Raw genomic sequence first — 24,100 nt, forward strand, 5'->3', positions numbered from 1 at the left:
TCCGATTATTACTTGCCGACGCCTTCTGCTGCTTTGATGCTAGCAGGCTTAATTGCTGCTCGAGGCGTATGTTTCGCAGGTGTTGTAGCCTGTTGTTATCTCATCGACGCGCAACACCACGAGCGAGAGGAGGCCGTGATGGCACTACGCGTAGCTATAGCACAACCTGTCTTGCAGTGGGCTCTTGCACGTATCCGGATGTCGCAGGACGAGCTTGAAGCTAAACAGGATTTCCGTGCGTTGCCACAGTGGCTGAGCGGCGAGAAACAACCAACTTTGAAGCAAGCCGAAAAATTAGCGGGCCTTGCTGGGGTGCCATTTGGTTATCTGTTGCTTGACCAGCCTGTCGACGATACTCCTGCCCTTCCAGACTTCCGCACGACCGGCAGCCACCAACTTCGGCAAATAAGCCCAGAGCTTGAGCAGACGATCATTAACTGCGAGGGGCGTCTGCGCTGGTATACGGATTATCAGTTTTTTCTTGGGGAAGCCCCTCCGGAATTAGTACACCGATTTTCCTTAGCAGATGCTCCTGCTGCTGCCGTTGAATACTTTTTGGAAAACACAGAGTGGAATTCGGGCCCGCAGCAAGGGCGCGATGTGCGTACGGCTTTGAGCCACGCGATGGAAGATCTCGGCTTGTTGGTGATGCGCACGGCGATTGTCGATAACAACACTAGTAGGAAATTGGACGTCGCAGAATTTCGTGGTTTCACTGTGCTGGACCGGGGGTTTGCGTTGGTTTTCGTGAATGGCGCTGATGCCAAGGCCGGTCAGTATTTCAGCTTGGCACATGAACTTGGGCATGTGCTTTTAGGGAAGCCGGGGGTTAGTGGCGAGCGAAACGACCACCAAAAAATTGAGCGCTGGTGCAATCAGTTTGCTGCGGAATTATTGTTGCCAAGACCAGCGCTCACGGAGATTTGGGCGCAATCAACGAGCCTAGAGGATGCGTGCGACAGGGCATCTAAGAGGTTTGGTGTTTCGGCTGAAGTAACAATTTGGAGCTTGGTTGATACACACTTAGTTTCCCGAAGTGAGGCTTCTGATTTCCTTAGGTCACGCCCTGATCGCCCCGTGAACACGGCGCCAAGCGGTGGAGGAGATTATTATCGCGCGATAAATAGTCGCCTCGGTGCACGGTTTGTTGAATCAATAACTGGGGCTTTGCTCGATGGAGATATCGATGATGTGGAAGCCTCCCGCCAACTGGGTATTGCAAAGACAGCGACGCTCGACGCTCTTGTGGGACGTGTCCAGGGAGTCGCTTAAATGTATTTAGTAGACACAAACATCTTGCTTAATGCATTTAACTATTACCCGCGCTCGGTGTTTCCCTCTTACTGGAAGGTTTTTGAGGCCAGACTTTCTTCCGGTGAATTTTGTGTTCACGAACAGGTCTATGAAGAGTTAAAGAAAAAAGACGACGATAAGATTCGTTGGTTGGAGGCCACCGTGCCCAAAGACCGTCTGCTAACAAGGGATTCTGCCGAGTTAGGTTTGTACGCTGAGGTTACGCAATGGGCCCGATTCGAACGGAATCCTGCCTACCAGACGAAGGCTGTGCTCGATTTTCTAAATCACGCGGATTCTTGGTTGGTTGCGAGTGCAGCAGCACGCAGGCTCACGCTGTTAACGAATGAAACTGCGAGCCCGCAAAAAATTAATCGTGTGAAGATTCCTGATGCTGCAGCTGCTTTTGGTGTCAGCTGCTACACGAACCTTGAATTTCTGAGGTCCGAAAACATCCAGTTCTAAACGTGCAAAATTCGGGCATCATTGTTGAGCTGCAGTTGCTGGCTGAAAGCTCAGTAGTTTATCTCCCGGTAATACTCGTATTGTTTCCGGCGTGCTGCAATTTCTGCGGGTAAGCCAGTGCTGATGTCATTGACCAAGGCATCGAATTTATCGACGCCGTGGCCTACTTCAGACAGCTGCTGTGTACGGTCTCGCATGCTGCTTTGATGCTAGCAGGCGCAGAAGAATCACACCGGAGAGTTCTTGAAATGTCTTTATCGGAATTTTTTTACGTATACCCGGCTTTGGGATACAGTGATGGACATGAAGCTGCTCAATCTCGTCGTGGAAAACCACCGGTGTTTTCGCGACGAATTCCATCTGGAACTGACGCGCCCACATTTCACCTCGAATATTCCGGACTCTCGTGAAAGCTGGACCGAAAACGTTTTTCCAGTGATTGCCATCTACGGTGCTAACGCTTCAGGTAAAACGACTGTCATCGATGCCTTGAAATATCTATGGTCTGCGCTCAGTGCATCTTCTGGCGAATGGCTGAATCGCGGAAGCGTCCCCCACGAACCATTCCTACTGGGCGAGGCTCGTGAACAACCGAGTGCATATTCCATCGACTTCACCCTCGACGCAGACTTTAGCCAGGCGAACCCTACGCCCGGCGAAACACGGTTCCATTATGAGTTCGATGTGACGCCTCAGGGTTTTGGGCATGAACTTCTTCAGGTATACCGATCCTCACGCGCAACTACCCTGCTTTCGCGGGAACAATCAGAAGACGGCGTGAAGTTAAAGCTTGCTGCAGGTTTAGGTGGCAAGTTCGAAGTCACGCACCGAGAGCTAGCCTTATCTCGTGCGGGCATGACTGGCCGCGGACAACTCGGGGTTATTGCGCAAAAGATTAAGGATGGCTTGGTCATCATAGGCGTCGATGATGACGAACGTAACTTGCGCTTGCACCGGATCACCGAGGAATTGGATAAAGGAAACATCCATCTCGATGATTTCAGCGCTCTTGCACAAGTAAGTGATTTCGGCATCCAAAAAATTGATGTGGATATCCAAAAGCTACCGAATGACATTGCGAAGCGCCTGCGCACGATCATGCGTGCACTCGAAAGCGACGCTCCCGAGCCTGTTGCATCCGCAGAGCTTCCCAAGCGCGAACATAGTGAGAAAGAAACGCACGATTTTATTCAAAGGTCGCTACAGTTTACCCACAAAACTATTCATTCCGACGCCCCACAGCCCAAATTCGGAATCAATGACCAGTCTTCCGGAACGCTTGCGTGGCTAGCGCTAGCAATTCCGATGGTGGAGGTACTACGGCACGGAACTGTGTTGTGCGTTGATGAATTGAGTTCAAGTCTGCATCCAAAGCTCGCCGCGGAAATAGTACGGGTTTTCCAAACACCGGAGCTGAATCCCCACCACGCTCAACTTATTTTCTCGACGCATGATATTTCCCTACTCATGCCGCAAGCAGAACTTAACCTTCACCCTGGGCAGATCTGGTTTACCGAGAAAGAAATTGATGGTGCCAGCGAGCTTTACAGCTTGAGAGATTTCCCTGATATCCGGGGAGGCACGAATATAGCTAAGCAGTTTCTGGAGGATAGGTACGGAGCCACCCCAAGGGTAATTCCCGAGTTGATATCGAAAGTAGCGTTGCATGGCGCCCATGAAGGCTCTGGAGCACTGGTGTAAATCTATGCCAAGGTCGACTTCCCCCAGCCTCACGGTAGTAGCTGCCGGTGGGGAGCCTCGCAGAGTGTGGGATGAATGTCGCAACAGGATGGACAGTGGTGACTTCGATTTTGGTTGCCTAGTATTAGACCACGATGACCACCCGACACTTCCAGAAGTGCTCCGCGAAGTTTCCAAGCACAAGAATATGGCTGCGGTGGTCACCAACCCTCAATTTGAGCTCTGGTTGTTGCTTCATGCTCAAGAACAAACCGCAGCAATTACGGCACGGGATTTGCGCCAAAAGGTACGAAAGCACGATTTGGTCTCTCCGAAAAACGATAAGGAATTACACCAAAAGTTTCCCTTCGAGAATTTCGATCAAGCGTATGCTCGCGCGAAGAACAGTAAGCACTACCCTGGAAATACTGTTGCCGGGAGCAACCCGTCTAGTGGTATTCCCTGGCTCATCGATTTGCTTCGCGACCACGTGGGTTAGACCGGCTCAAAGCTCAGTAGTTTATCCCGGTAATACTCGTATTGTTTCCGGCGTGCTGCAATTTCTGCGGGTAAGCCAGTGCTGATGTCATTGACCAAGGCATCGAATTTGTCGAGGATCGCAGCAACCTCCCGCTGCCTAGCTAAAGGAGGCAGATCAATCTGCAGATTTTTTAATTTTTGCACTGATAATCCTGGCTGCGCTGACTTCGAGGCGTATTGGTTAAGGTCCATTGCAATAAACTTATGAAAAGCCCATCGTGGGTCTAATTCAGGCCGAGAAGTAACTACCACCGCGTGCTCAGTGGCATAAAAATCATCCGAAGCCCAAGCCACGTTGCCACAAAGCGCGCCTTGACGACCAATGAGAACTTTACCTCCGGTTTGGTTCGATTCGGCTACGTACCCCCGCATTCCACCACCGCCAAAGCATGGCACAGGAGTGCCTTCTGAATATTTGTCAGAAATCTCGGCTGCTGGAATACCCTTTCCGGCTCTCATATCCGAAATATCTTTAAGCATGACGGCATTCGCAGACGGACCATCAGTACCCAACAATTGCTCACGGTAATAGGCATACTGCTTCCGCCGAGCCTCCAGCTCCGCCTCCAGCTCCGCCTCCAGCTCCGCCTCCAGCTGAGTGAACTTATCTAATATTCTAGCGATTTCCTGCTGGATTTCTAGAGGTGGGATAGGAAATTTAAATTTCTTGAACCCCTTCATTTGCACAGATGCGAAACTACTTTGCGTTGTGTTACTCAAACACCACTCATCAAGAACATATGCATAATAATACAAAAACTTTATATCTACTAGATTTCGGAATTCTTCTTTTACCTGTAAAGAAACAAACCTCTGATTGCAAAGGTACGGGACCCGTATCAGTGCATGTTCACCGATAGTTGCCGATGTTGCAACAATAAGCGAATCGGCTGGAAATAACTGTCCGTTCTTGACCGCAGCGGGAGACACACCCGATAAAGCTGCATCCAGTACAGGGCCATTTTCTCGGATATCTTCCATTCGAAACCAAGGTATTTCTGAGGTTTCCCAATTTTTTGGATTCGATTTAGGAGGAGTATATCCACCCTTAATATGAAATAGATTTTCTAAAATAACAAAAGTCACCCCATTCGGGCAGAGCTTTTTAATCAGATCATCTACGCGGCTCACTGGTCAGCCTCCAAGTCCTTAACGATCTCGTCGATGGCGTCGCGAAGCTGAGATTGGCGCATAACAATGCTTGCAATCTCTGCATTCAACTCTTTGATGTCGATGATCTCGCGAGTATCTTCCGGTTCAACATAGGACGAGACCGAGAGATTGTAGTCGTTTTCTGCGAGCTTGTCGTTTTCTACGCGGTAGGCATAATGCTCGGATTCTTCACGGTTGGCGATCGTTTCCAGAATCGTGTTCTGGCTTTGCTCAGTGAGCTTATTCTTGTTGCCTACGCGCTCAAACTGCTTGGAAGCATCAATGAAAAGCACGTCGTTCGTGGTCTTCGATTTCTTCAGCACAATGATGCATGTGCCAATCGTCGTCCCGAAGAACAAATCCGGCGGCAACTGGATAACAGTATCGACGTAGTTGTTGTCTACTAGGTACTTCCGGATCTTCTGTTCCGCTCCCCCGCGGTACAGCACGCCAGGGAATTCTACGATGGCTGCGGTACCGTTTTCCGCAAGCCAGCTAAGAATATGCATGGTGAAGGCAAGATCAGCTTTCGACTTCGGCGCCAGCACACCAGCCGGAGAATAACGCGGATCATTAATCAGAACCGGGTTATTATCGCCTTCCCACTTAATGGAATAAGGCGGGTTGGAAACAATCGCTTCAAAAGGCTCATCGCTCCAGTGCTGCGGTTCCACCAAAGTATCGCCGAGCGCCAAGTGGAATTTGTCATAGCTAACACCATGCAAAAACATGTTGATGCGGGCGAGGTTGAACGTCGTCAAGTTAATCTCTTGGCCATAGTAGCCATCGGTCACACCGCCCTCGCCCAACACCTTGCGGAACTTCAACAGCAACGAGCCAGAGCCAACCGCTGGGTCATACACCCTGCTCACGCGTTGCTTGCCTTGCACAGTGATGCGGGCCAGCAACTCCGAGACCTCCTGCGGGGTGTAATACTCGCCGCCCGATTTACCTGCCTGGGAAGCATACATCTGCATGAGGTATTCATAGGCGTCGCCGAAAAGATCGATGGTGTTCTCGGTGAAGCCCTGGTTGAGCGGCAAATCACCGATAGCATAGAGCAACTTCGCCAGCTTCTCATTCCGCTTAGCCACCGTGCCGCCGAGCTTCGCGCTGTTGACGTCGACGTCGTCGAAAAGTCCCTTGATGTCTTCCTCACTGTCGGTGCCGATCGCAGAACCCTCAATCCCCTTGAACACCTTCTCCAGGGTTTCGTTGAGGTTCTCGTCGTTATGCGCCCGGTCGCGCACGTTATGGAACAGCTGCGAAGGAAGGATGAAAAAGCCGCGCTCTTTAACGGTTATCTCGCGGCCGAACTCCGCTTCCTCGTCCACCAGCTGGGCATAGTCAAAGCTCTCATCACCCGCTGCGCGTTCCTCGCGGTTAATGTGATCACGCAAGTTCTCCGAGATGAAGCGATAGAAAAGCATCCCGAGAACATAAGACTTGAAATCCCAGCCGTCGACACTGCCCCGCAAATCATTTGCGATGCGCCAAATAGTTTTATGCAGCTCTGCGCGCTCAGAATTCTTCGCCACGGTGCCCTCGTCATTTCTATGCTGATCATGCGGTGAATCGTCTCCACCAGTCTAGATTTAGCGTGGCAGGATTTGGGGGTGGCACGGCGGGGAGTAGACGCCTAGATCGCGAATACTAAGAGCCTGATTCCATATTTTCTTCGGAAATCCCCTAGACGGGGCAAGCAACGATAATAACTCGTTGGTGTCCACAGAAATTAGTCTTCAATGAGCCACGAAAGTGCTTCATAGCGATCGAGCAGTTCTTCTTCTTTGAATTCGAGAGCGCCTGCTTCTCGGAGTCGCTGCAACATCTCCACTGTGTAGGGAGTCATTTCTTTTTCGACCTGGTCACGGTCACTGCGAAGCTCCTCCGTTGAACGTGGAGTCGATAATGGTGCTGGCATGATCTCTCCTCGCAGCTTTCCCTTGATCGAATCGAATTACCGTTACAATAGTTATCCTATTGTCGGCGATTTCGGGAACGCTATTTTTAGTGACATACGTCAATATCCCGAGAACTCCCCAAAGGACTCCGCATGGAAACCACCCTGCAACGCCGCTTAGGCGTCACCGGCATCGTATTCATGGTGATTGCAGCAGCAGCTCCGATTACCGTCGTCGGAGCTAATTTCCCAATCATCTTTACGGTTTCTGACTCCGTCGGCGCGCCTTTGATGATCGCAGCTGCCACGGTTATTTTATTGCTCTTCTCCGTTGGATTCGCGTGGATGAGTCCACTAATTCCTGATGCGGGAGCGTTTTATTCCTATGTCCACCATGGACTCGGCACACGCACCGGACTAGGAACCGCAGCGGTAGCATTACTGAGCTACGTACTGCTCACGGTGTCGATGACGTGTTATTTAGGAGTGCAAGCAGGAAATCTCCTGGCCTTATGGACCGGAATCGACCTACCGTGGTGGCTTATCTCAGCTATCATGCTGCTGATCGTGGGTTATTTGGGCTTTCACGACATTGAGCTATCCGCAAAAGTGCTCGGCCTGGTGTTAATACTCGAAGTCATCGCCGTAGTGGCCATCGACCTCGGCGTTCTGTTTTCTGGAAATGAGCTAGCCACCCGGCCATTCAGCCCTTCCGAAGCCATGAGCGGAGCACCTGGGTTAGGCCTGTTGTTCGCATTCCTCGGGTTTTTCGGCTTCGAAGCCACCGCGGTTTTCCGGAACGAGGCAAAAGATCCAGAGCGCACCATTCCGCGGGCGACATTCCTGGCTGTCAGCATCATTGGCGTGCTCTACTTTGTATCCTCATGGCTAGTCATCTCAGGCCTGGGTGTAGATAATGCCGTCGCGATTGCACAGGAAAACCCGGATACCGCCGTGATCTCCCTTGCTGGTGACGTTGTTGCCCCGATCATGGCCGATGTGGTCCAGGTACTCATCGTCACCAGCATGTTCGCCTGCATGCTCGCATTCCACAACATAGTGACCAGGTACTTCTTTACGCTAGGACAACGCGGTGTTCTGCCCCACAGCCTGGCGGTTGTTCACGACGCACACCGCGCCCCATCTCGGGCATCCTTGTGGGTCAGTGGCATCACCACGCTCATCGTGGCTGTTTCGGCAGTTGCGCAACTGGATCCGGTGCTGCAGATTTATACCTGGTACTCAGGCGCGGGTGCGGTGGGCGTGATCTTCATGATGGCGCTGACCAGCGCCGCGATTCTCAGCTTTGCGAAAAAGTACCGCGAACATTCCACATCGCGCGCTAGCCTCGGCATTCTTGTTGCAACGGCGCTAGGCGGGGTTGGATTGCTACTTGTACTGGGTATCTCTCTCTGGAATTTCCCGTTCCTGGTCGACGGCACCACAGCCGCCATCATCTGGGGATTGGCACTTATTGGATTTTTTCTTGCGGGATTTTTCCTGCCATCTTCTGCCCTGCGGTCTGGCGCTGGAAAGTCTGCCTGAACGGATTCTTGCGAGAACGCCCAGCACGCAGCCGCTTTTCGACGAACCCTGCCAGCGCAGTCAACGCGTAGTTGATCAGAATCATAATGATGCCAACCACCGCCAGCGATGCCAAGAAGTTCTGGTTGAACGACGCTGCCTGAATACCAGAGCGAACCACTTCCACGTAACCAATTTGGTAGCCGAGTGCAGAGTCTTTCAGCGCAATCACCATTTGTGCTACCAGTGCAGGCAGCATCGCGGCGATGGCCTGCGGCAACAGCACCCGCACCATGGCCTGATTGTGTGACAACCCCAGTGCGCGTGCTGCTTCCATCTGGCCTTTCGGCAAAGATTTAATGCCAGAGCGCAGGATTTCCGCGATCACGGAGCCGTTATACATAGTCAAACCAAAAACCACGGCAGCAAATGCTAGCTGGCTCGACGGCACCACGTCATAGACGGCGAACAACTGATAAGCGAAGATCATCAATAACAGCACCGGAATGGCGCGGAAAATTTCCACAATCACGCCGCAAATCCATCGGACCCACGTAATCGTCGCCAAGCGGCCCAAGCCAAGCAATCCACCAATCAAGCACGCCAGGACAATGGAGGTCACCGCAGCAAACACGGTGCCCTGCAAACCGGGCAGGATATACGTCGACCACGTGTTTTGCTGAATAAACGGTTTCCATTTTGCAGCTTCCAGCTGACCATTGGCATGCAATACCGAGAGTATCCAGGCCACCACGGCAAGAAATATGAGGGTCGTGACTATGGTCAAGATGAGGTTATTGCGCCTACCCTTCGGGCCCGGCGCGTCGTATAAAACGGTAGCGCGAGTACTCATTATTTCTTCACCGCCAGACGATCAGAAAGTTTTCCGAGACACAACCCCATGGGCAGGGTCAAGATCATGAACCCCACAACGAAGACGCCAAAGATAACGAACAATTGATTCGCGTGCATCTCGATAACCGACTTCATTAACAATGAAGCCTCTGCGACCCCGATAACGGAAGCGATGGTGGTATTTTTCGTCAGCGCAATTAGGGTGTTTCCTAACGGCACGATGGCCGCGCGGATTGCCTGCGGGAACACAATAATGCTGAAGATATTCCGGAAGCTCAGCCCCAAGGAACGGGCCGCTTCTGCCTGCCCAAAATCGACGGTATTAATACCCGAACGTAATGACTCCGCCACGAACGCCGAGGTATAAATGACGAATCCGAGGATGGCTAAGCGGAAATTATTATCCACCAAAAATGATGATGATTCCCGGCTTGCCAAGGCTAACCCCAGGTTTTGGTACAGCCCGAAGGAACAAAACAGTATGACCAGCGTCAGCGGGGTATTACGCACTGTGCTGATGTACGCCGTCGCCATGCCACGCAGCATTGCCACTGGCGAGACACGCATCGCGGTGAGAATCGAGCCGACGATCATTGCTCCAACTGCGGAATAAAACGTCAGCTGGATTGTCAACCAAAACGCGGGCCAAAGGCCTGGCCCGAGTTGGTTCCACATCGCTTCCATATGTGTCGGTGTGCCCTTCTTTTCAATGTCCAGGTCTTTTAACGTGGTCTGTCAAATGTCCGCGGGATTAGGATTCCAGGAACGACAGATCACCCGGGGTGGCTTCGGTGACTCCTGAACCACCATCTAAGTTTGCATCCAAGAATTCTTGGAACTTGCCTTCTTCATACAGGGCTTCAAGGGCTTCGTTGATCGCCGCGGTGCCTTCGTCATCTCCCTTGGCCAGGCCGATTCCGTAGTACTCATCGGTGAAATCTTTGCCGTCTTTTTTCATTTCTACAACACGGAAATCACCCGGGGATTGTGCAGAGTAGCCATTCAGAATCGTCGCATCAGTGGTGATGGCATCAATGGTGCCCTGTCGTAGTGCTTCAACACAGGAAGAATAGGTGTCGAATTCCTGTAACTGCACACCAGGAATTTCCTCTTTCACCGTTTGCGCTGGGGTGGAACCAGTCACCGAACACAAAATTTTGCCGTCCAGGTCTTCCATGCCTTTGATGTCTTTATCGTCGTCAGAGACCAATAATGCCTGGTGCGTAAGCAAGTACGGGCCACCGAAGTTCACGGATTCAGAGCGGCTTGGGTTGATGGAATACGTCGCAGCAATCATATCGACTTCACCGTTTCCGATCAGTGTCTCACGCTGCGCCGATGGGGTTTCACGCCATTCAATTTCTGGGGTTTCCCAGCCGTTGGTTTCAGCAATCTTTTCGACGATGAACGTGGCGACATCCACATCAAAGCCCACGACCTCACCGGAGGCCTCGCGCAGGCCGAGCCCTACCTGGTCATACTTAGTTCCAATGGTCACGTGCCCGGATTCGATCTGGCTGAGTAGGCCTTCGCCAGCGGCATCGGTACCGTCGTCGGAGCCGCCACAGGCTGTAAGCACCAGACCTGTGATGGTGACGGTGGAGGCTGCGACGGCTAGGCGGGAGTTATGTGAGATTTGCATGAGTATGCCTTTCTGGCTGAGAAGTTTAAGAGCGAGATAGTAGAAATGGATGGATACGGGATGGAATGGTTAACGTGGGGATCGTTGAAAGCGTTAATGTGACAGGATTTTGCCCAGGAAATCTTGCGCCCGGCTGGTTTGCGGGTTGGTGAAAAATTCTTCAGGGGTAGCATCTTCGAGTACTTCCCCGTCAGCCATAAACAACACGCGGTCGGCTGCCTTGCGGGCAAACCCCATCTCGTGGGTAACGACCACCATCGTCATACCCTCTTTGGCGAGGTCAGTCATGACTTCCAACACTTCGCTAACCATCTCGAGGTCCAGCGCAGAGGTTGGTTCGTCGAAAAGAATGACCTTAGGCTTCATAGCCAGCGCGCGAGCAATGGCGACGCGCTGCTGCTGGCCACCGGAAAGTTGTGATGGGTATTTATCTGCCTGGTTGGCGATACCGACACGTTCCAGCAGTTCCATTGCGGTCTGGTTAGCTTCAGACTTCGACTGCTTGCGCACCTTGCGTGGCCCTAGGGTGACGTTTTCCTTGATTGATAGGTGTGGGAACAGATTGAATTGCTGGAACACCATGCCGACGTCTGCGCGCAGTTTAGCCAGTTCCGAGCCTTCTTCGGCCAACCGCGTACCATCAATGTGGATCTCACCTTCTTCGATGGTTTCCAGACGATTGATTGTGCGGCACAGGGTGGACTTTCCGGATCCTGATGGCCCCAGTACGACGACGACTTCGCCGCGGGCGACCTCCACGTTGATATTTTTCAAAGCGTGAAAATCACCGAAGTATTTCTCCACACTCTTTATCGAAATCATCGGCCCTGCATTAGCAAGCTGGTAAGCCTCCCTATCATCGGCAGAAGTCGCCGCTGCGGGTTCATTGTTACTCATGACACCCCCTATGTCTATATGTGCTGTAAATCATATGAGCTACATTACTGGTTTCATGGACCTAAATGTCGTATATCGATAACAATTCAATAACGGTCGAAGTTCTGATCAAGAGAATCTCTTAACCCGCCAGCACCAACACCAGCTCAGCACGGCTCAGAGGGTCATCCAGATCAACCCCAGCCAACTGCTGGACCCTCGCAATCCGCGAACGCACAGTGTGCCGATGCACCCCCAACACATCGGCCGTCGCACCCAAATTGCAGGAATTCAGCAAATACACCCGCAGCGTCATAACCAACTGCTCGGCCTGCTCACCAGCAAGCCCCTGCGCATACACCCCAGCCAACAACTCTTGCCGACGCCGCCGCAACGCCGCATCCACCCCTGGCACACGCATCCACGCAGGCGTGGTCTCGCTCCATTCCGCAACATTGCCCGGTGCAAGCGAACTAGCGTGCACCAGCAACCGATCACACTCTAGCCGCCCGAACCCCCGCCACGGTCTGCGCTGCAGTGCCATTCGGACGGTCGCGCTTTCCGGCCCCTCCTGCGCCAACTCTTTCGGCGACGGCAACACATCATCTGGGTGCACAGCAAGCAACGCCTGGGTATCAGAAAGCCGCAGCGCATAACGGGCTCCGCCCCCAAAACTAGCTTCGCTTCGGCGAGCTCCTGCACCCGCACCCTGCACATACTCCGTCACCGCGGCGGCAAGCTCATCCGGTTGCTCAGCGACGATACCGGCGAACACCACCTCACCGCGGCTAGCCACCACATCCATGGCATCCGCCAGAAGGCCACGCTGGCGAGACACCGCAGTGGGGCCAGCAGGCCCGGCTTCTACTCGATCACCAGCCATCTCGCGCGTACCACCAACCTCGTCTGCCAGCAGCGTCGACAAGACCAATGCCCCAAGTGCTTCGGCGGGCCCGGCGTGGTCCTGCCCACGACGATGCACCAACAACCCGGCCAGGCCAGCCAAATGTTTGATCAGCGCTCGGGCATAAGCATCAAATTTCCCAGCCGCTTCCACCACCAACATGGCATGAGAACTGCCGGGTAATTCAATTTTCTGCTGCATTCGCGCCCGTTGAGATCCAGGTTCACCACCGGCCTGGGCCCACAGCGCACCGGATTCACTAACGATAGCCACCGTGGCAGCCAACTCCCGGGCACCAACCTGACACAAATCATCCAGCCCACCACGCCAGGCGGCAGCACTAAGTTTTTCCTGCTGTTTGCGCAATGTGGTTTGCCGCTGCTGTTCCCGCCGGCTCTGTTCGCGGCTGACAGCAGAGGTTACCGAGAGGAACGGTACGGGCCGCGGTACTTCAAAAAGCACCAGGCCATGCTGCGCCGCGGCGTCGACAAGCTCGTCTGGCACATCAGCAAATGCAATCCCGGTGCCAAACCCAATCCCGGCCACCCCGGCGTCGGCAAGCACCCGGGCATAGGTAGCAAATTCGCCGGGCTTGTCGACGAAATCCAGCCCCACCAGCATGATGATCGCGCCCGGCAACGTAAATTCGGCCGGATTCCGCAGTTCGCTGACGTGCACGGTAGTGAACGTACACTGCTCAGCGTTATTTCCCGCCAACGGGTTATTTCCCGTCAACGGGTGCAGCCCAAGCTCGCTTTGCTGAAACAGCCACCGAAACGTCAAATCCGCCATGGTTATACACAATAGCGAAATCAAAGCTAAAAATTCGCCACATTGTACCTAGATTTTGTGACCGAAACTACAGATAATGAGTGGACAGCACTCCGCACGCCACCCAATTCGCAGAACAGGATGTGATCACCATGCAGGACCTCAACTACCGCATCGAACAGAAAATCTCCATTAGCACCGAACTCCCCGGTCCGAATAGCGCAAAGCTTTTGGAACGCCGCAATGCTGCCCTGCCAACTTCGGTGAGCGCCGTGCTGCCGGGATTCGTCGTGGACGGCGACGGAGGCATTCTTGTCGACGCCGACGGCAACCAATTCTGCGACCTGGCCTCCGGAATCGCGGTGACCTCCGCCGGTGCCTCCAACCCCCGCGTCGTCAAGGCCGTCCAGGACGCCGCGGCTCGGTTCACGCACTCGGCATTCATGATCTCGCCGTACGAGTCGTATGTAGAACTGGCGGAAAAACTCAACAAACTCACCCCGGGCGATCACGACAAGCGCACCGTGTTGATGAACAGCGGCGCCGAAGCCGTCGAAAACGCGGTAAAGATCGCACGCCACTACACCAAGAAGACAGGCGTGGCCGTGTTCGATTACGCCTTCCACGGCCGCACCAACTTGACCATGGCCATGACCGCGAAGGAAAACCCGTACAAGGCCGGGTTTGGCCCGTTCGCGGGTGACGTGCACCGCGTGCCGATGTCCTACCCGTTGCGCGATGGCTTGGCTGGCGCCAAAGCCGCCGAGCGTGCGATCGCCGAATTGGAAAAAGTCGGCGCCGAGAACTTGGCGTGTGTGGTCATCGAGCCACTCCAGGGCGAAGGTGGCTTCATTGTTCCAGCCGAGGGATTCTTACCACGCATCGTCGACTGGTGCCGCGCAAATGACGTGGTGTTTATCGCCGATGAAATCCAGGCCGGCATCATGCGCACGGGCACGTGGTTCGCCAGCGAACACGAAGGGATCGTGCCGGACCTGGTCACGATGGCCAAAGGCATTGGCAACGGTATGCCAATTTCTGCGGTCACTGGACGCGCGGAAATCATGAACGCGCCGCAGCCAGGCGGTATCGGCGGAACCTACGGCGGCAACCCAGTCGCCTGCGCTGCTGCACTGGCGACGTTGGAAGAAATGGAAGCAGAAAAACTCGGCGAACGTGCCACGGAAATTGGCAAGATCATTCGCGAGGAACTCGCCGAGATCACCGAGCACCCGCGGGTGGCCGAAATTCGTGGGCGCGGGGCCATGGTGGCAGTCGAGTTCGTTGATGCCGAGGGCAACCCGGACAAAGAACTGACCGGTGCCATCGTGCAGGCGGTTCAGTCCGAGGGCGTGCTGGCGCTGAGCTGCGGGCAAGACGGCAACGTGATTCGATTCCTGCCCGCGTTGGTGATCCCGGAAGCCCTGCTGCGCGAAGGCTTGCAGGCAATCGTGCGCGCCTTCAACAAGCTGGTTTAGACCGGCCTGACGCCGCGCTAAAGCTCGTCAGGCAGCAAGCGCCGGCAGACTACACTTCCTGCAAACCACCGTGGACAAACTCGCCTCCCACCATCGTCGCCACAACCTCGATGTCACTGATTACGTCCGGGTCGACCTCACGGGGATCGTCGGCAAGCACGACCAAGTCCGCTAACTGGCCCGGCGCGATCTGCCCCTTGCGGCCAGCCCAGCCTGTCGCGGCGGCCGAGCCGACAGTATAAGCGTAAAGCGCGTCGTCGACGGTGATGATTTCTTCCGGGCCGAATTCTTCGCCGTTTTCGGTTTTCCGCTGCACGAATGCCTGGATCACTTTGAGTGGTTCGCCATCGGCGACGGGACGATCCGAACTTCCCGGAAGAATCATTCCCGCCTCCAGCAATCGCTTGGCAGGGTAGGCCAGCTTAGTGCGGTCTTCGCCGAGCATGCCTGCCATGATGCCGCCGAATTCTGGGATGAAGCGCGGCTGCGGGGCAACGACGATGTTGTTTTTCGCTAGGCGCTCGATCTGATCGGTACGCACTACCCCGCCGTGTTCGATGCGGTGCGGCATTTCTGGTGCGCCGTATTTTTCGGTGGCTTCCTCAATAATGTCGAGTGCCAAGTCGATCGCGGCATCGCCAATCGCATGCAAAGCCAATGACCAACCGTTTCCAGCAGCCTTGATGGCTTGGTCACGCATATCTTCCGGGTCCCCCTGCAAGTAGCCCTTGCGGTGCGAACAGCCACAATAGGCTTCTGTCATCGCCGCAGTGGTACCCAACAAGGAGCCGTCGGTGAACAGCTTCACCGGCCCGATCTGCAGGCGTTCGTCGCCAAGCCCCGTGCGGATCCCCGCATCCAAGCCGTGGCCTGCCGGATCATCCGCATGCCCGTCGAGCGGATGCAACACGTCGCTGGTGATCATCGCTTGGGTGCGCGCCAGCAAATCGCCGGCGGCTGCGGCTTTCTGATACGCCGCCATCTCCCGCGGACTGTGACCGATCCATCCACCGGCGATACCCGCATCGGTGACGGAGGTCAGCCCTTCCTCTACATAACGACGGTGCGCCAGTTGCAGCGCGTACGCCAGCTCTTCAACGGATTCTGGGCTGAGTTGATCATTAATCGCGCGCATCGCGTTTTCTTCCAGCAATCCAGTGGGCTTGCCGTCGTCGTCAAGCACCACCTGGCCGCCTTCTGGCTGCTCGGGGTCATCGATGTTGATGCCTCCAGCTTTCAGGCCCGCGGTGTTGACCGTCATGCTGTGGCCAGAATTGTGTTTGATGGCGAGCTTTCGGTTGTTCGTCGCGCGGTCGAGCTCGGCGATGTCGAGTTCTTCGCCGCCCATTTTCGACGGTCGGAAGTTCGAGGCGATCAACCAATCCTGGTCCGGGCGGTCCTTGTCAGCCTGGGCAAGGGTGTCGTAAACATCCTGTGCACTGTGGCAATCGCTCAGATTGATTTCCGCCAGCGTCAGGCCAAACCACACCGAGTGGCAGTGTGCGTCGTTAAAGCCCGGCGCGATGAAAGCGTTGCCGGCGTCAAAGCGGCGCCGCGCACCTAGCTGGTGGGCCTGGGCCTCGTCGAGAATGAAGAAGCGGTCGCCGACGATGCCGACTGCGCTTGCCGACGGGTTTTCCCGATCGCCGGTCCAGATGCGGGCGTTAGTAATAAGGGTATCGAGTAAAGCCATGATGGTTGGGGTCCTTTCGTGTTTATTGTTCTTCGTGCTTATATTGTGCGCCCATGATGCCGCCCAAAGCCGTTAACAGGGAAATGACAATCAGCAACAGCATTGCTGAAACCGAGGATTGCTCCTCGAAAAAAGAATTGATGTAGGTGGCAAGGAATGGCAGCAATCCAGAGATCGCTCCGGCGATATTCGAGGTGATCGCCATGCCCGTGTAGCGAATATGCGCTGGGAACATTTCCCCCAACAGCACACCGACCACACCGTATGGTGCAGAAATAGTCCAGATACCAATGCAAATGGCGAGAGTCATCAGCACAGTGTTTTGGCTATCGATCAGCATCCACAACGGAACTGCCAGGACCGCTGCAGCTATGCCGCCGATTCCCATAACTTTGCCCGCACCAAAACGCTCACCGAGGCGGCCGTAGAACGGCAGGAAAACAAGCTGTCCCGCTGCGGCGAACAGAGTGGCATTGACGACGACTTGCCGCTCAAACTCAAGTACCTGCGTGCCATAAGACAACGCGTAGGTCGTGAAGATGAAAAATCCCCCGATACCAGTGATTGCAGCGAAAGTCGCATAGAGAGTTTGTTTGGGGTAACCAGCGAAGAGTTCTTTGAGTGAACCTGTTGGCTTGTTTTCGGATTCTTCAGCCAGCTGCTGGTAGACCGGCGATTCTTCGACTTTGAGACGGATCCACAACGCGACACCGAGGAATGGGAATGCAGCGAGAAACGGCAAACGCCAACCCCAAGAATCGACGGTTTCATCCGGAAGCATAACCACCAAAGCAAAAGCTCCCGAGGAGAGCAACGTTCCGACTGGCGATCCCAATTGCACCATTGCGGCATAGCGCCCGCGCTTTTCTGGCGGTGCGTGCTCGATGGCAATCGTGGTCGCACCGCCCCATTCACCGCCGACAGCGATACCTTGGAGCAAGCGCAACACCGTCAACAGAATCGGCGCGGCCATGCCAATGGCATGATAATCCGGCAAGAAACCGATAACGCCGGTGGCAACGCCAATGACGACGATGCTCAGCAACAATGCCGGCTTACGGCCATATTTATCGCCCATTTTGCCGAAAAGAATCGCCCCCAATGGACGGGCGAGGAAACCGACGCCAAACGTCGCAAAGGATGCCAAGGTGGCGGTGACTGGGTCTTCAGTAGCGAAATAAAGATGGTTGAAAACGAGTGCGGAAGCGGTTCCGAACAGGAAAAAGTCGTACCACTCCAGTGCCGTGCCGACGAATGCCGACAACGCGATTTTGCGAACGTCTTTATTGCGCACCTGATGGTCGTGTACCGCGCCGGTGGGCACGGAGTGATTCTGCGATGAAGCCATGCAGTTGAACCCTTCAGTGATCTTTAACTATATAATCTGCAAAATTATGCCTTAGATCACCTTAACAGGTGTATATAACGGGAGCCCCGAATAATCGTTGGAAGAGCGGGGGCGCGCAGAATGATCTTCAGCTCAGTGCTTACCCCCTAGCCGCAGGCGAAAATTCCCACGCTCCTGGTTAGTGTGCGCTACTAATCCCGTGCGTTATAGCGGTTCATTAGGCGCTCAATGAGCTCATCGGTGAGCTTGTCATCCGCCAAAATGGCATCGAGCAAACGCTGCGACTCTTCCGTCGATGCAGGCTGTTCATCGTCATAGGAATCACCCGTGAAATCAACCCCGAAATCTGTATCGGCGCTCTCTGGTGGTGCCGCACTGAGTTGATCTACGTCGGAGTCAAAGGATTCCATGAACTCGCTAACCTCTGCGGCTGTCATCTTCTGGCGTTTCCCGGAACGTGCTTCTTTTTCCATACGACGCTGTAGCGCTGCTTCCATTTGCCGGTGGCGCCAAGAACGCACGCGGTGCGGTTCCAGCTTGCGCCCCACCGCGCGGCTTTTATGCTCAGCCTTTTTCGCCAGCACCTTGACCTGCGCCGCGGTATCGTTGATCGGCGCCCAATCCTGGTGGGCAGGAACCCTCCAGCCGGCCCAAATGCCCAGTAACGCGAGGAAGATTGACACCATTGGACCGACGACCATGCCGACAGCCAGCATCCCGAAATGATTGCCAATGAGAACAATGCTCGCACAAGCGATGGCAGGAATTACCGTGGGCTGGTTATTACCAAAAACCGCAGGCTCACGCCCCATCGAAATATCGCGGATCATGGAGCCACCAGTCGCGGTAAATACACCCATCATGATGCACGGGATCAGCGGCAGACCAAAAGTAATCGCTTTTACCGCCCCGGTACCTGCCCACAGACCAGAGACCACGGCGTCGCCATGCGCCTGGATATAATCCCAGGTTTTTCCTTTGAAGTAGACGAAGCGTGCGATGAGTGCGCCAGTGAAAGCCAAATACAGGTATTCCGGTTCGCTCATGGCGGCGACGGTGCCACGGTTGATAAGCACGTCGCGCACCATTCCGCCGCCCAGCGAAGAGAACATCGCGATGAAGAAAAACCCGATGATGTCATACCCGCTTTTCCGGGCGATAGTGCCGCCAATAATTCCCATCAGCAGCACACCGCTGACATCGGACCAACGGTAGAGGGATTCAATGAGTGGATCTACTTCGGGCATACGGAATATTAGACTCTATCGCCTAGTAGATCGCACAATTAGTCCACTCAAATGTGAGACCCGCCGCGCTAATACGCTATTTCTCCTTTAACACCGCCTGGCCTGCGCTTGGATAATCCGTGATGAAGCCGTCGACGCCCGCGGCGATCTGTTCACGCATTGTGTCCTCATCATTGACGGTCCATGGCACCACCGCCATACCAGCCTTATGCGCTTTGGAAATGAGCTCTGGCGTTGCAACCGGGTTGTAGTCGTCGTCACGCGGGCTTTGGCCATAAGGAACCGCATGGCCTGGGGAAAGCACCTGCACGCCCAACTGTTGTGCGGCTTCTACGATGTCACCGTCGACGGCATCATAATCAACATCGCCAATCCATGTCGAGCCGGACTTCCAGGTGGTCTCATCCCACAACATCACCAGCGGCATCTCTGGGTCTCGCTCACGCACCAGCGGCAACGATGCCCAGTCGAAGGACTGGATCATGGTTCGGTCCGCGACCCCGGCCTCATCGACTTCATCCATGATCGCATCGACGAATTCTTGCGGAGAAGCTGTGTCCTCGCGGGCTTCCGGCTCTAATTTGGTCTCAATATTGAAGTGCACATCCGGGTAATCCGCAGCAGCCGCAAAAACTTCCGAGAGCTGCAACAAGCGATTATCATCCTGTGGCGCTGCATCTGGGAAATCTTCCAGGTTCTTGTTGCAATTCAGCGTAGAAATCTGCTCAAAAGTCAGCTCGTGAACCAGCTTGCCGACGTATGAGAACTTGGGATCATCGTCCGTGGCAGGTTCAGTGTCCTGGCATTTTTCCGCATCAATTTCGGTATCGTGCCACACCACCGGGACGCCATCAGAGGAAAGCACGATATCGAATTCCAAGGTAGACACGCCCATTTCTAGCGAATTTTCTAGGCCTTCGCGGGAAGATTCAATCCATTCACCGCGACCAAAGCGGTGCGACTGCAAGTCAAAGCCTTCTGGGAGTTTCGCTGCAGCCGCAGGCACTGGGTTTGCCGCCACATCGAGCTCGGTAACCTGCTGTTTTTCAAAGGTCAGCTTTTCTTCCTGCTTAGCCGAGGCGGATTCGGTGGCGCTTTCTACTGCTTCGCTAGCACCGTCGGCCGCGTTGTGTGCTGAATCAGCGGCGTCATCAGCCTGTGAACATCCCGCCAGGGCAATAGCACTTGCCCCGAGTGCTGCGATGACCTGTACACCACGACGCCTGCTCGAGGGCGAATTATGCGGGCTGCGCGGACTAAAATTACGTGCACTATCTGTCATGAAATACTCCTAACCTGCCAGGATTGGCAAAGAATTTTTACGAAACTATCAGCTACCGTTAGCCGCCCATCAGCGTACTGACGCCACAGCCGTCATTACGATATGCGACGCCCGCACGTTACATTTGGAGCCACATTAGGTGCCCCCAATAGGTAATGTCGGCCTCTCCAGGCCGACGCAAGCGCACAATAACTAGGAAATACTTAACAGATCCATAGTATTTCATCTCAGATGTTAGTATGATTCAGATCACGAGAATGATCGTTGAACAACATTCCAGCTACATCACGAGGTAACAGCATGAGCGTAGGCCACGTGGGCACAGCAATCGCCCGCAGTCTTGAACTCCACGACGTCCCACGGATCTTCGAAGTACCAGGCGAAAGCTTCCTGCCGGTGCTCGACGGCCTGTACGAATCCTCCATTGACACCATCGTGTGCCGGCAAGAGGGCGGGGCCTGCTACATGGCCGAAGCCCACGGCAAAGCCACCGGCCAACCTGGCGTCGCCATGGTCACCCGCGGGCCAGGTGCAGCCAATGCCTTCGTCGGCATTCATACCGCCTGGCAGGACGCCACTCCCCTGGTGCTGTTCGTCGGCCTGGTTCCCATCAGCGACCGCGACCGCGAATCATTCCAGGAATTCGACATCAAAGCGTGGTTCGGCACTCAAGCCAAGCGCGTCTATGTGCTTGACGACGCCTCCCGCGCCAGCCGCGTGGTCGCCGAAGCCTTCCACCTGGCAACCCAGGGTCGCCCCGGCCCAGTGGTCATCGGCCTGCCGGAAGACGTGCTGCACCAAGAATTCACCGGCGATCTCTGCCCGCCGCTACCTTCCAGCCATGGGGCATTCAGCGACGCTGACCTGGATTTCCTGGCCGACGAACTTCGCGCAGCAGAAAAGCCACTCATCTTCGCCGGCGGCGCCCATTGGAGCCCGAATACCTCCGCAGCCGTACAAAAATTCGCCGAGCAACAGCAGATCCCGGTGGTACACGATTGGCGCGCTAGCGATCGCATCGCGTTTTCCTCGCCCGCGAATGCCGGCTGGCTCGGCTACGGTCGCAACGATGCGGCCACCGAATTGCTTGCCGACGCCGACCTCGTCGTCGAGCTCGGTGCGGTACTTACCGACGTGCCCACCGATGGTTACACGTTGCGCCAAAGCCTGGATGCCAAAAACATCCTGATCAATACGGATACTTCCCTGCTCGGCAACTCCGCGGCCATCACTCGACACATCTTGGCCAGCCCGCAAGCCTTCGCGGAAGTCACCGAGGAACTGACCAAGCGCATCGGTGAAGAAACCGATGCCACCCAACACGAGTGGTTTGCCACCGCGCACCGCAACCACCTGGCCTTTGCGAACGTCGGCAAGCAAGAAAACTGGCCAGAAACCGCCGCTGGCACCGCGCACATGGAAGCCATCATGGAATCCATCCAGCAACAAGCCCCGAAAGATGCACTGTATACCTTTGGTGCCGGAAACCACTGCCTGTGGGCGCAGCGCTACCTCCACACGGAAACGTATCCTTCGCAGCTCAGCGTGCGTAACGGTTCAATGGGCTATTCCATCCCGTCAGCCGTCGCGGCCTCGCTGCAGTTCCCCGAGCGCACCGTCATCACCATCGCAGGCGACGGCGAATACCTGATGAACGGCCAAGAGCTTGCCACCGCAGTGCAGGCAGGCGGGGCGTTTCTGGCCGTGGTGATGAGCAACGCGGAATTTGGCACCATCCGCACCCACCAGCTCAACCACTACCCCAAGCGGGTTTCCGGCACGCAGCTAGCCAACCCAGATTTCGCTGCCGCCGCCGTAGCCTTCGGCGCGCACGGCGAAACCGTCACCTCTGACCAGGACGCCGCCGGGGCTGTCGAACGCGCCCTGGCTGCGGTGCGTGAAGGAAAACCGGCAGTGATTAACGTTATTACTGACCAAGCACTGTCCATCCCAACCCTTCGCCAAAACACCGACGAATAACGCCGGGCACACACCGCCCCGGCGGCCAACACCCAGCTCACACAAGAAAGCAACCGCTATGAGCACAAACAACCACAGCGCCACTAGTGGCGCCAGCCCAGCAACTAGCACCACAAAACAACAGGCGAAGAAAAACGCCGAGCCAGCCGGATCCACCTCCTCGTGGGTGATCACGCTGTTCGGTACCGCCGTCGGCGCAGGCATCCTGTTTTTGCCGATTAACGCCGGATCCTTCGGCTTCATCCCGTTGCTGTTTGCTACGATCATCGCGTTCCCACTGGTCTACTATTCCCACCGCACCTACGCACGCATCGTCTCTGCAGCACCAGAAAAAGACCACGGCAAAGACGTCCTGGAACTGTGCACGCAGTACCTCGGCCGCAGCGGCGGGGTCATCATCGCGATCTTGTACTGGATCGCCGTATTTTCCACAGTGCTCATTTACGGTGTCTCGATCACCAATGCCGTCGATAGTTTCATCGTCAACCAGCTGGGTGGCCCCTCAATCAACCGCTGGATCTTGGCGACGCTGTGTGTTGGTTTAATGACCGCCGGGTTCGCCTTCGGCCGCAAACCAATGCTGTGGCTAGCGCAGATCCTGGTCTACCCACTGATTCTGTTCCTGGCTATCACTTCGATCTACCTGATCCCACGCTGGGATATCTCCAGCTTTTTGGAATTCGACTACGACGGCGGCGGCTTCCTCTCCGTCGTCAAGGGTGTTTTGCTGATCCTGCCGGTGATGGTGTTCTCGTTCTCGCACATGGCAGCTCTCTCGCAGCTATCCGTCGACATGCAGCCAGCACATGGCAAGAACACGGAAAAGCGCGTGTCTAAGATTGAGTTCTACACCGCAATCCTGCTGGTCGTATTCACCATGGTCTTCGTGTGGTCGTGCGTGCTGGCACTCGGCGCCGACGGTATGCGCGAGGCGCACGAGCAAAACATTCCGGTGCTGTCCTACTTCGCCAACGTCACCGGCACCCCAATCATGGCCGCAATCGCGCCAATGGTGGTGGTCTGCGCAATCGTTTCCTCGTACTTCGGCCACCTGCTGGGCAGTGAAGAAGGCACCGAATACCTGTTCAAAACCATCGCACCCAAAACCGCTGCGCGCATCCCGCGACGCAACCTGCTGATCGGCATCTACGTCTTCGCGTTCGCCGCCACCACACTGGTCGCGGTGTTCAACCCATCGATCGTTACCCTGGCATCCGTGGTCGCCGGCGTCTTCGTGGTTTTCTTGGTCTACCTGCTGCCGGTCTACATGTTCCGCAACCTGGACGTGTACAAACACGTACGCAAAGACAAAGCCAACTACTTCGTATTGATCCTGGGCCTGATCATCATGGCCATCACCATCTGGGATCTGTTCTAATACTTAACGTTCAGGTTGCACCTGTAACCTCAATCCCGCATCACCCCCCCCATCAACCCGAGCCTTGCTCACTCCAACCCGCATTCTCA

21 protein-coding genes are annotated in these 24,100 nt (G+C 55.1%); 8 read left to right on the forward strand and 13 right to left on the reverse strand.

Annotated features, from left to right (window positions below; all coding sequences use genetic code 11):
• Positions 1 to 12 precede the first annotated feature (12 nt).
• Positions 13 to 1,272, forward strand: coding sequence for an ImmA/IrrE family metallo-endopeptidase (locus U1140_RS07955; RefSeq protein WP_369847060.1), 1,260 nt, complete (start codon positions 13 to 15; stop codon positions 1,270 to 1,272).
• Entirely contained in the window at positions 1,273 to 1,758 is a 486-nt protein-coding gene (locus tag U1140_RS07960) for a DUF4411 family protein (protein ID WP_369847061.1), read from the forward strand.
• A gap of 50 nt (positions 1,759 to 1,808) precedes the next feature.
• Here U1140_RS07960 and U1140_RS07965 read toward each other — a convergent pair whose 3' ends face one another.
• Entirely contained in the window at positions 1,809 to 1,955 is a 147-nt protein-coding gene (locus tag U1140_RS07965) for a hypothetical protein (RefSeq protein ID WP_369847062.1), read from the reverse strand.
• A 106-nt stretch (positions 1,956 to 2,061) separates the two neighbouring features.
• Here U1140_RS07965 and U1140_RS07970 point away from each other — a divergent pair, with 106 nt between their 5' ends.
• The gene (locus U1140_RS07970) at positions 2,062 to 3,459 is read left to right on the forward strand and encodes an AAA family ATPase (RefSeq protein WP_369847064.1); all 1,398 of its coding nucleotides are present in this window, start codon (positions 2,062 to 2,064) and stop codon (positions 3,457 to 3,459) included.
• 4 nt (positions 3,460 to 3,463) lie between these two features.
• Positions 3,464 to 3,937, forward strand: coding sequence for an RloB domain-containing protein (locus U1140_RS07975; protein WP_369847104.1), 474 nt, complete (start codon positions 3,464 to 3,466; stop codon positions 3,935 to 3,937).
• Here the strand turns inward: U1140_RS07975 and U1140_RS07980 are convergent.
• The 3 genes from U1140_RS07980 to U1140_RS07990 all read right to left on the reverse strand — a co-directional run bounded on the left by U1140_RS07980 (position 3,934) and on the right by U1140_RS07990 (position 7,054).
• Positions 3,934 to 5,109, reverse strand: coding sequence for a restriction endonuclease subunit S (locus tag U1140_RS07980; RefSeq protein ID WP_369847065.1), 1,176 nt, complete (start codon positions 5,107 to 5,109; stop codon positions 3,934 to 3,936). The two genes, U1140_RS07975 and U1140_RS07980, sit on opposite strands and share 4 nt — an antisense overlap.
• A complete protein-coding gene (locus U1140_RS07985) occupies positions 5,106 to 6,668 on the reverse strand; it encodes a type I restriction-modification system subunit M (protein ID WP_369847066.1) in 1,563 nt (520 codons plus the stop codon). The genes U1140_RS07980 and U1140_RS07985 overlap by 4 nt, the downstream gene beginning before the upstream one ends.
• 197 nt (positions 6,669 to 6,865) lie before the next feature.
• Positions 6,866 to 7,054: a hypothetical protein gene (locus U1140_RS07990; RefSeq protein ID WP_369847067.1), complete on the reverse strand. Its 189-nt coding sequence runs from the start codon at positions 7,052 to 7,054 to the stop codon at positions 6,866 to 6,868.
• A gap of 132 nt (positions 7,055 to 7,186) precedes the next feature.
• Between U1140_RS07990 and U1140_RS07995 the strand changes: the two genes are divergently transcribed.
• Entirely contained in the window at positions 7,187 to 8,578 is a 1,392-nt protein-coding gene (locus tag U1140_RS07995; protein ID WP_369847068.1) for an APC family permease, read from the forward strand.
• Here the strand turns inward: U1140_RS07995 and U1140_RS08000 are convergent.
• The 5 genes from U1140_RS08000 to U1140_RS08020 form a co-directional block, all read right to left on the reverse strand.
• The gene (locus U1140_RS08000; RefSeq protein WP_369847070.1) at positions 8,505 to 9,410 is read right to left on the reverse strand and encodes an amino acid ABC transporter permease; all 906 of its coding nucleotides are present in this window, start codon (positions 9,408 to 9,410) and stop codon (positions 8,505 to 8,507) included. The genes U1140_RS07995 and U1140_RS08000 overlap by 74 nt on opposite strands.
• The gene (locus U1140_RS08005) at positions 9,410 to 10,096 is read right to left on the reverse strand and encodes an amino acid ABC transporter permease (RefSeq protein WP_369847071.1); all 687 of its coding nucleotides are present in this window, start codon (positions 10,094 to 10,096) and stop codon (positions 9,410 to 9,412) included. The genes U1140_RS08000 and U1140_RS08005 overlap by 1 nt, the downstream gene beginning before the upstream one ends.
• 67 nt (positions 10,097 to 10,163) lie before the next feature.
• Positions 10,164 to 11,054 (reverse strand): glutamate ABC transporter substrate-binding protein, encoded by an 891-nt coding sequence (locus tag U1140_RS08010; protein WP_369847072.1) that lies wholly within the window; start codon positions 11,052 to 11,054, stop codon positions 10,164 to 10,166.
• A 93-nt stretch (positions 11,055 to 11,147) separates the two neighbouring features.
• Entirely contained in the window at positions 11,148 to 11,876 is a 729-nt protein-coding gene (locus U1140_RS08015) for an amino acid ABC transporter ATP-binding protein (protein WP_369847106.1), read from the reverse strand.
• Positions 11,877 to 12,072: 196 nt separating this feature from the next.
• Positions 12,073 to 13,626, reverse strand: coding sequence for a PucR family transcriptional regulator (locus U1140_RS08020; RefSeq protein ID WP_369847073.1), 1,554 nt, complete (start codon positions 13,624 to 13,626; stop codon positions 12,073 to 12,075).
• A 131-nt stretch (positions 13,627 to 13,757) separates the two neighbouring features.
• On the opposite strand from U1140_RS08020, the gene gabT reads away from it, so the two are divergent.
• Positions 13,758 to 15,083, forward strand: coding sequence for a 4-aminobutyrate--2-oxoglutarate transaminase (gene gabT / locus U1140_RS08025; protein ID WP_369847107.1), 1,326 nt, complete (start codon positions 13,758 to 13,760; stop codon positions 15,081 to 15,083).
• A gap of 49 nt (positions 15,084 to 15,132) precedes the next feature.
• Here the strand turns inward: gabT and U1140_RS08030 are convergent, their stop codons facing one another.
• The 4 genes from U1140_RS08030 to U1140_RS08045 all read right to left on the reverse strand — a co-directional run bounded on the left by U1140_RS08030 (position 15,133) and on the right by U1140_RS08045 (position 20,653).
• Positions 15,133 to 16,776 (reverse strand): amidohydrolase, encoded by a 1,644-nt coding sequence (locus tag U1140_RS08030; RefSeq protein ID WP_369847074.1) that lies wholly within the window; start codon positions 16,774 to 16,776, stop codon positions 15,133 to 15,135.
• Between the two features lie 22 nt (positions 16,777 to 16,798).
• A complete protein-coding gene (locus U1140_RS08035) occupies positions 16,799 to 18,124 on the reverse strand; it encodes an MFS transporter (protein ID WP_369847075.1) in 1,326 nt (441 codons plus the stop codon).
• A 191-nt stretch (positions 18,125 to 18,315) separates the two neighbouring features.
• Positions 18,316 to 19,371 (reverse strand): trimeric intracellular cation channel family protein, encoded by a 1,056-nt coding sequence (locus U1140_RS08040; RefSeq protein WP_369847076.1) that lies wholly within the window; start codon positions 19,369 to 19,371, stop codon positions 18,316 to 18,318.
• Positions 19,372 to 19,447: 76 nt separating this feature from the next.
• On the reverse strand, positions 19,448 to 20,653 hold the full coding sequence (locus U1140_RS08045; RefSeq protein WP_369847077.1) for a glycerophosphodiester phosphodiesterase family protein: 1,206 nt from the start codon (positions 20,651 to 20,653) through the stop codon (positions 19,448 to 19,450).
• Between the two features lie 300 nt (positions 20,654 to 20,953).
• Between U1140_RS08045 and U1140_RS08050 the strand changes: the two genes are divergently transcribed.
• Together U1140_RS08050 and U1140_RS08055 are read left to right on the forward strand one after the other, a co-directional pair.
• A complete protein-coding gene (locus U1140_RS08050; RefSeq protein ID WP_369847078.1) occupies positions 20,954 to 22,633 on the forward strand; it encodes a thiamine pyrophosphate-dependent enzyme in 1,680 nt (559 codons plus the stop codon).
• Between the two features lie 58 nt (positions 22,634 to 22,691).
• Positions 22,692 to 24,011, forward strand: coding sequence for an aromatic amino acid transport family protein (locus tag U1140_RS08055; RefSeq protein ID WP_369847079.1), 1,320 nt, complete (start codon positions 22,692 to 22,694; stop codon positions 24,009 to 24,011).
• The last annotated feature ends 89 nt before the right edge of the window (positions 24,012 to 24,100 follow it).

It is taken from the genome of Corynebacterium drakensteinense (assembly GCF_041224285.1).
Taxonomy (GTDB): Bacteria; Actinomycetota; Actinomycetes; order Mycobacteriales; family Mycobacteriaceae; genus Corynebacterium.

Excerpts from the sequence above, each read along its gene's own strand:
- U1140_RS07960 (WP_369847061.1), top strand. The coding sequence starts at position 1,273 with ATGTATTTAGTAGACACAAACATCTTGCTTAATGCATTTAACTATTAC.
- U1140_RS07965 (WP_369847062.1), bottom strand. The coding sequence starts at position 1,955 with ATGCGAGACCGTACACAGCAGCTGTCTGAAGTAGGCCACGGCGTCGAT.
- U1140_RS07970 (WP_369847064.1), top strand. The coding sequence starts at position 2,062 with ATGAAGCTGCTCAATCTCGTCGTGGAAAACCACCGGTGTTTTCGCGAC.
- U1140_RS07975 (WP_369847104.1), top strand. The coding sequence starts at position 3,464 with ATGCCAAGGTCGACTTCCCCCAGCCTCACGGTAGTAGCTGCCGGTGGG.
- U1140_RS07990 (WP_369847067.1), bottom strand. The coding sequence starts at position 7,054 with ATGCCAGCACCATTATCGACTCCACGTTCAACGGAGGAGCTTCGCAGT.
- U1140_RS07995 (WP_369847068.1), top strand. The coding sequence starts at position 7,187 with ATGGAAACCACCCTGCAACGCCGCTTAGGCGTCACCGGCATCGTATTC.
- U1140_RS08000 (WP_369847070.1), bottom strand. The coding sequence starts at position 9,410 with ATGAGTACTCGCGCTACCGTTTTATACGACGCGCCGGGCCCGAAGGGT.
- U1140_RS08005 (WP_369847071.1), bottom strand. The coding sequence starts at position 10,096 with ATGGAAGCGATGTGGAACCAACTCGGGCCAGGCCTTTGGCCCGCGTTT.
- U1140_RS08010 (WP_369847072.1), bottom strand. The coding sequence starts at position 11,054 with ATGCAAATCTCACATAACTCCCGCCTAGCCGTCGCAGCCTCCACCGTC.
- U1140_RS08015 (WP_369847106.1), bottom strand. The coding sequence starts at position 11,876 with ATGATTTCGATAAAGAGTGTGGAGAAATACTTCGGTGATTTTCACGCT.
- U1140_RS08020 (WP_369847073.1), bottom strand. The coding sequence starts at position 13,626 with ATGGCGGATTTGACGTTTCGGTGGCTGTTTCAGCAAAGCGAGCTTGGG.
- gabT (WP_369847107.1), top strand. The coding sequence starts at position 13,758 with ATGCAGGACCTCAACTACCGCATCGAACAGAAAATCTCCATTAGCACC.
- U1140_RS08030 (WP_369847074.1), bottom strand. The coding sequence starts at position 16,776 with ATGGCTTTACTCGATACCCTTATTACTAACGCCCGCATCTGGACCGGC.
- U1140_RS08035 (WP_369847075.1), bottom strand. The coding sequence starts at position 18,124 with ATGGCTTCATCGCAGAATCACTCCGTGCCCACCGGCGCGGTACACGAC.
- U1140_RS08040 (WP_369847076.1), bottom strand. The coding sequence starts at position 19,371 with ATGCCCGAAGTAGATCCACTCATTGAATCCCTCTACCGTTGGTCCGAT.
- U1140_RS08045 (WP_369847077.1), bottom strand. The coding sequence starts at position 20,653 with ATGACAGATAGTGCACGTAATTTTAGTCCGCGCAGCCCGCATAATTCG.
- U1140_RS08050 (WP_369847078.1), top strand. The coding sequence starts at position 20,954 with ATGAGCGTAGGCCACGTGGGCACAGCAATCGCCCGCAGTCTTGAACTC.
- U1140_RS08055 (WP_369847079.1), top strand. The coding sequence starts at position 22,692 with ATGAGCACAAACAACCACAGCGCCACTAGTGGCGCCAGCCCAGCAACT.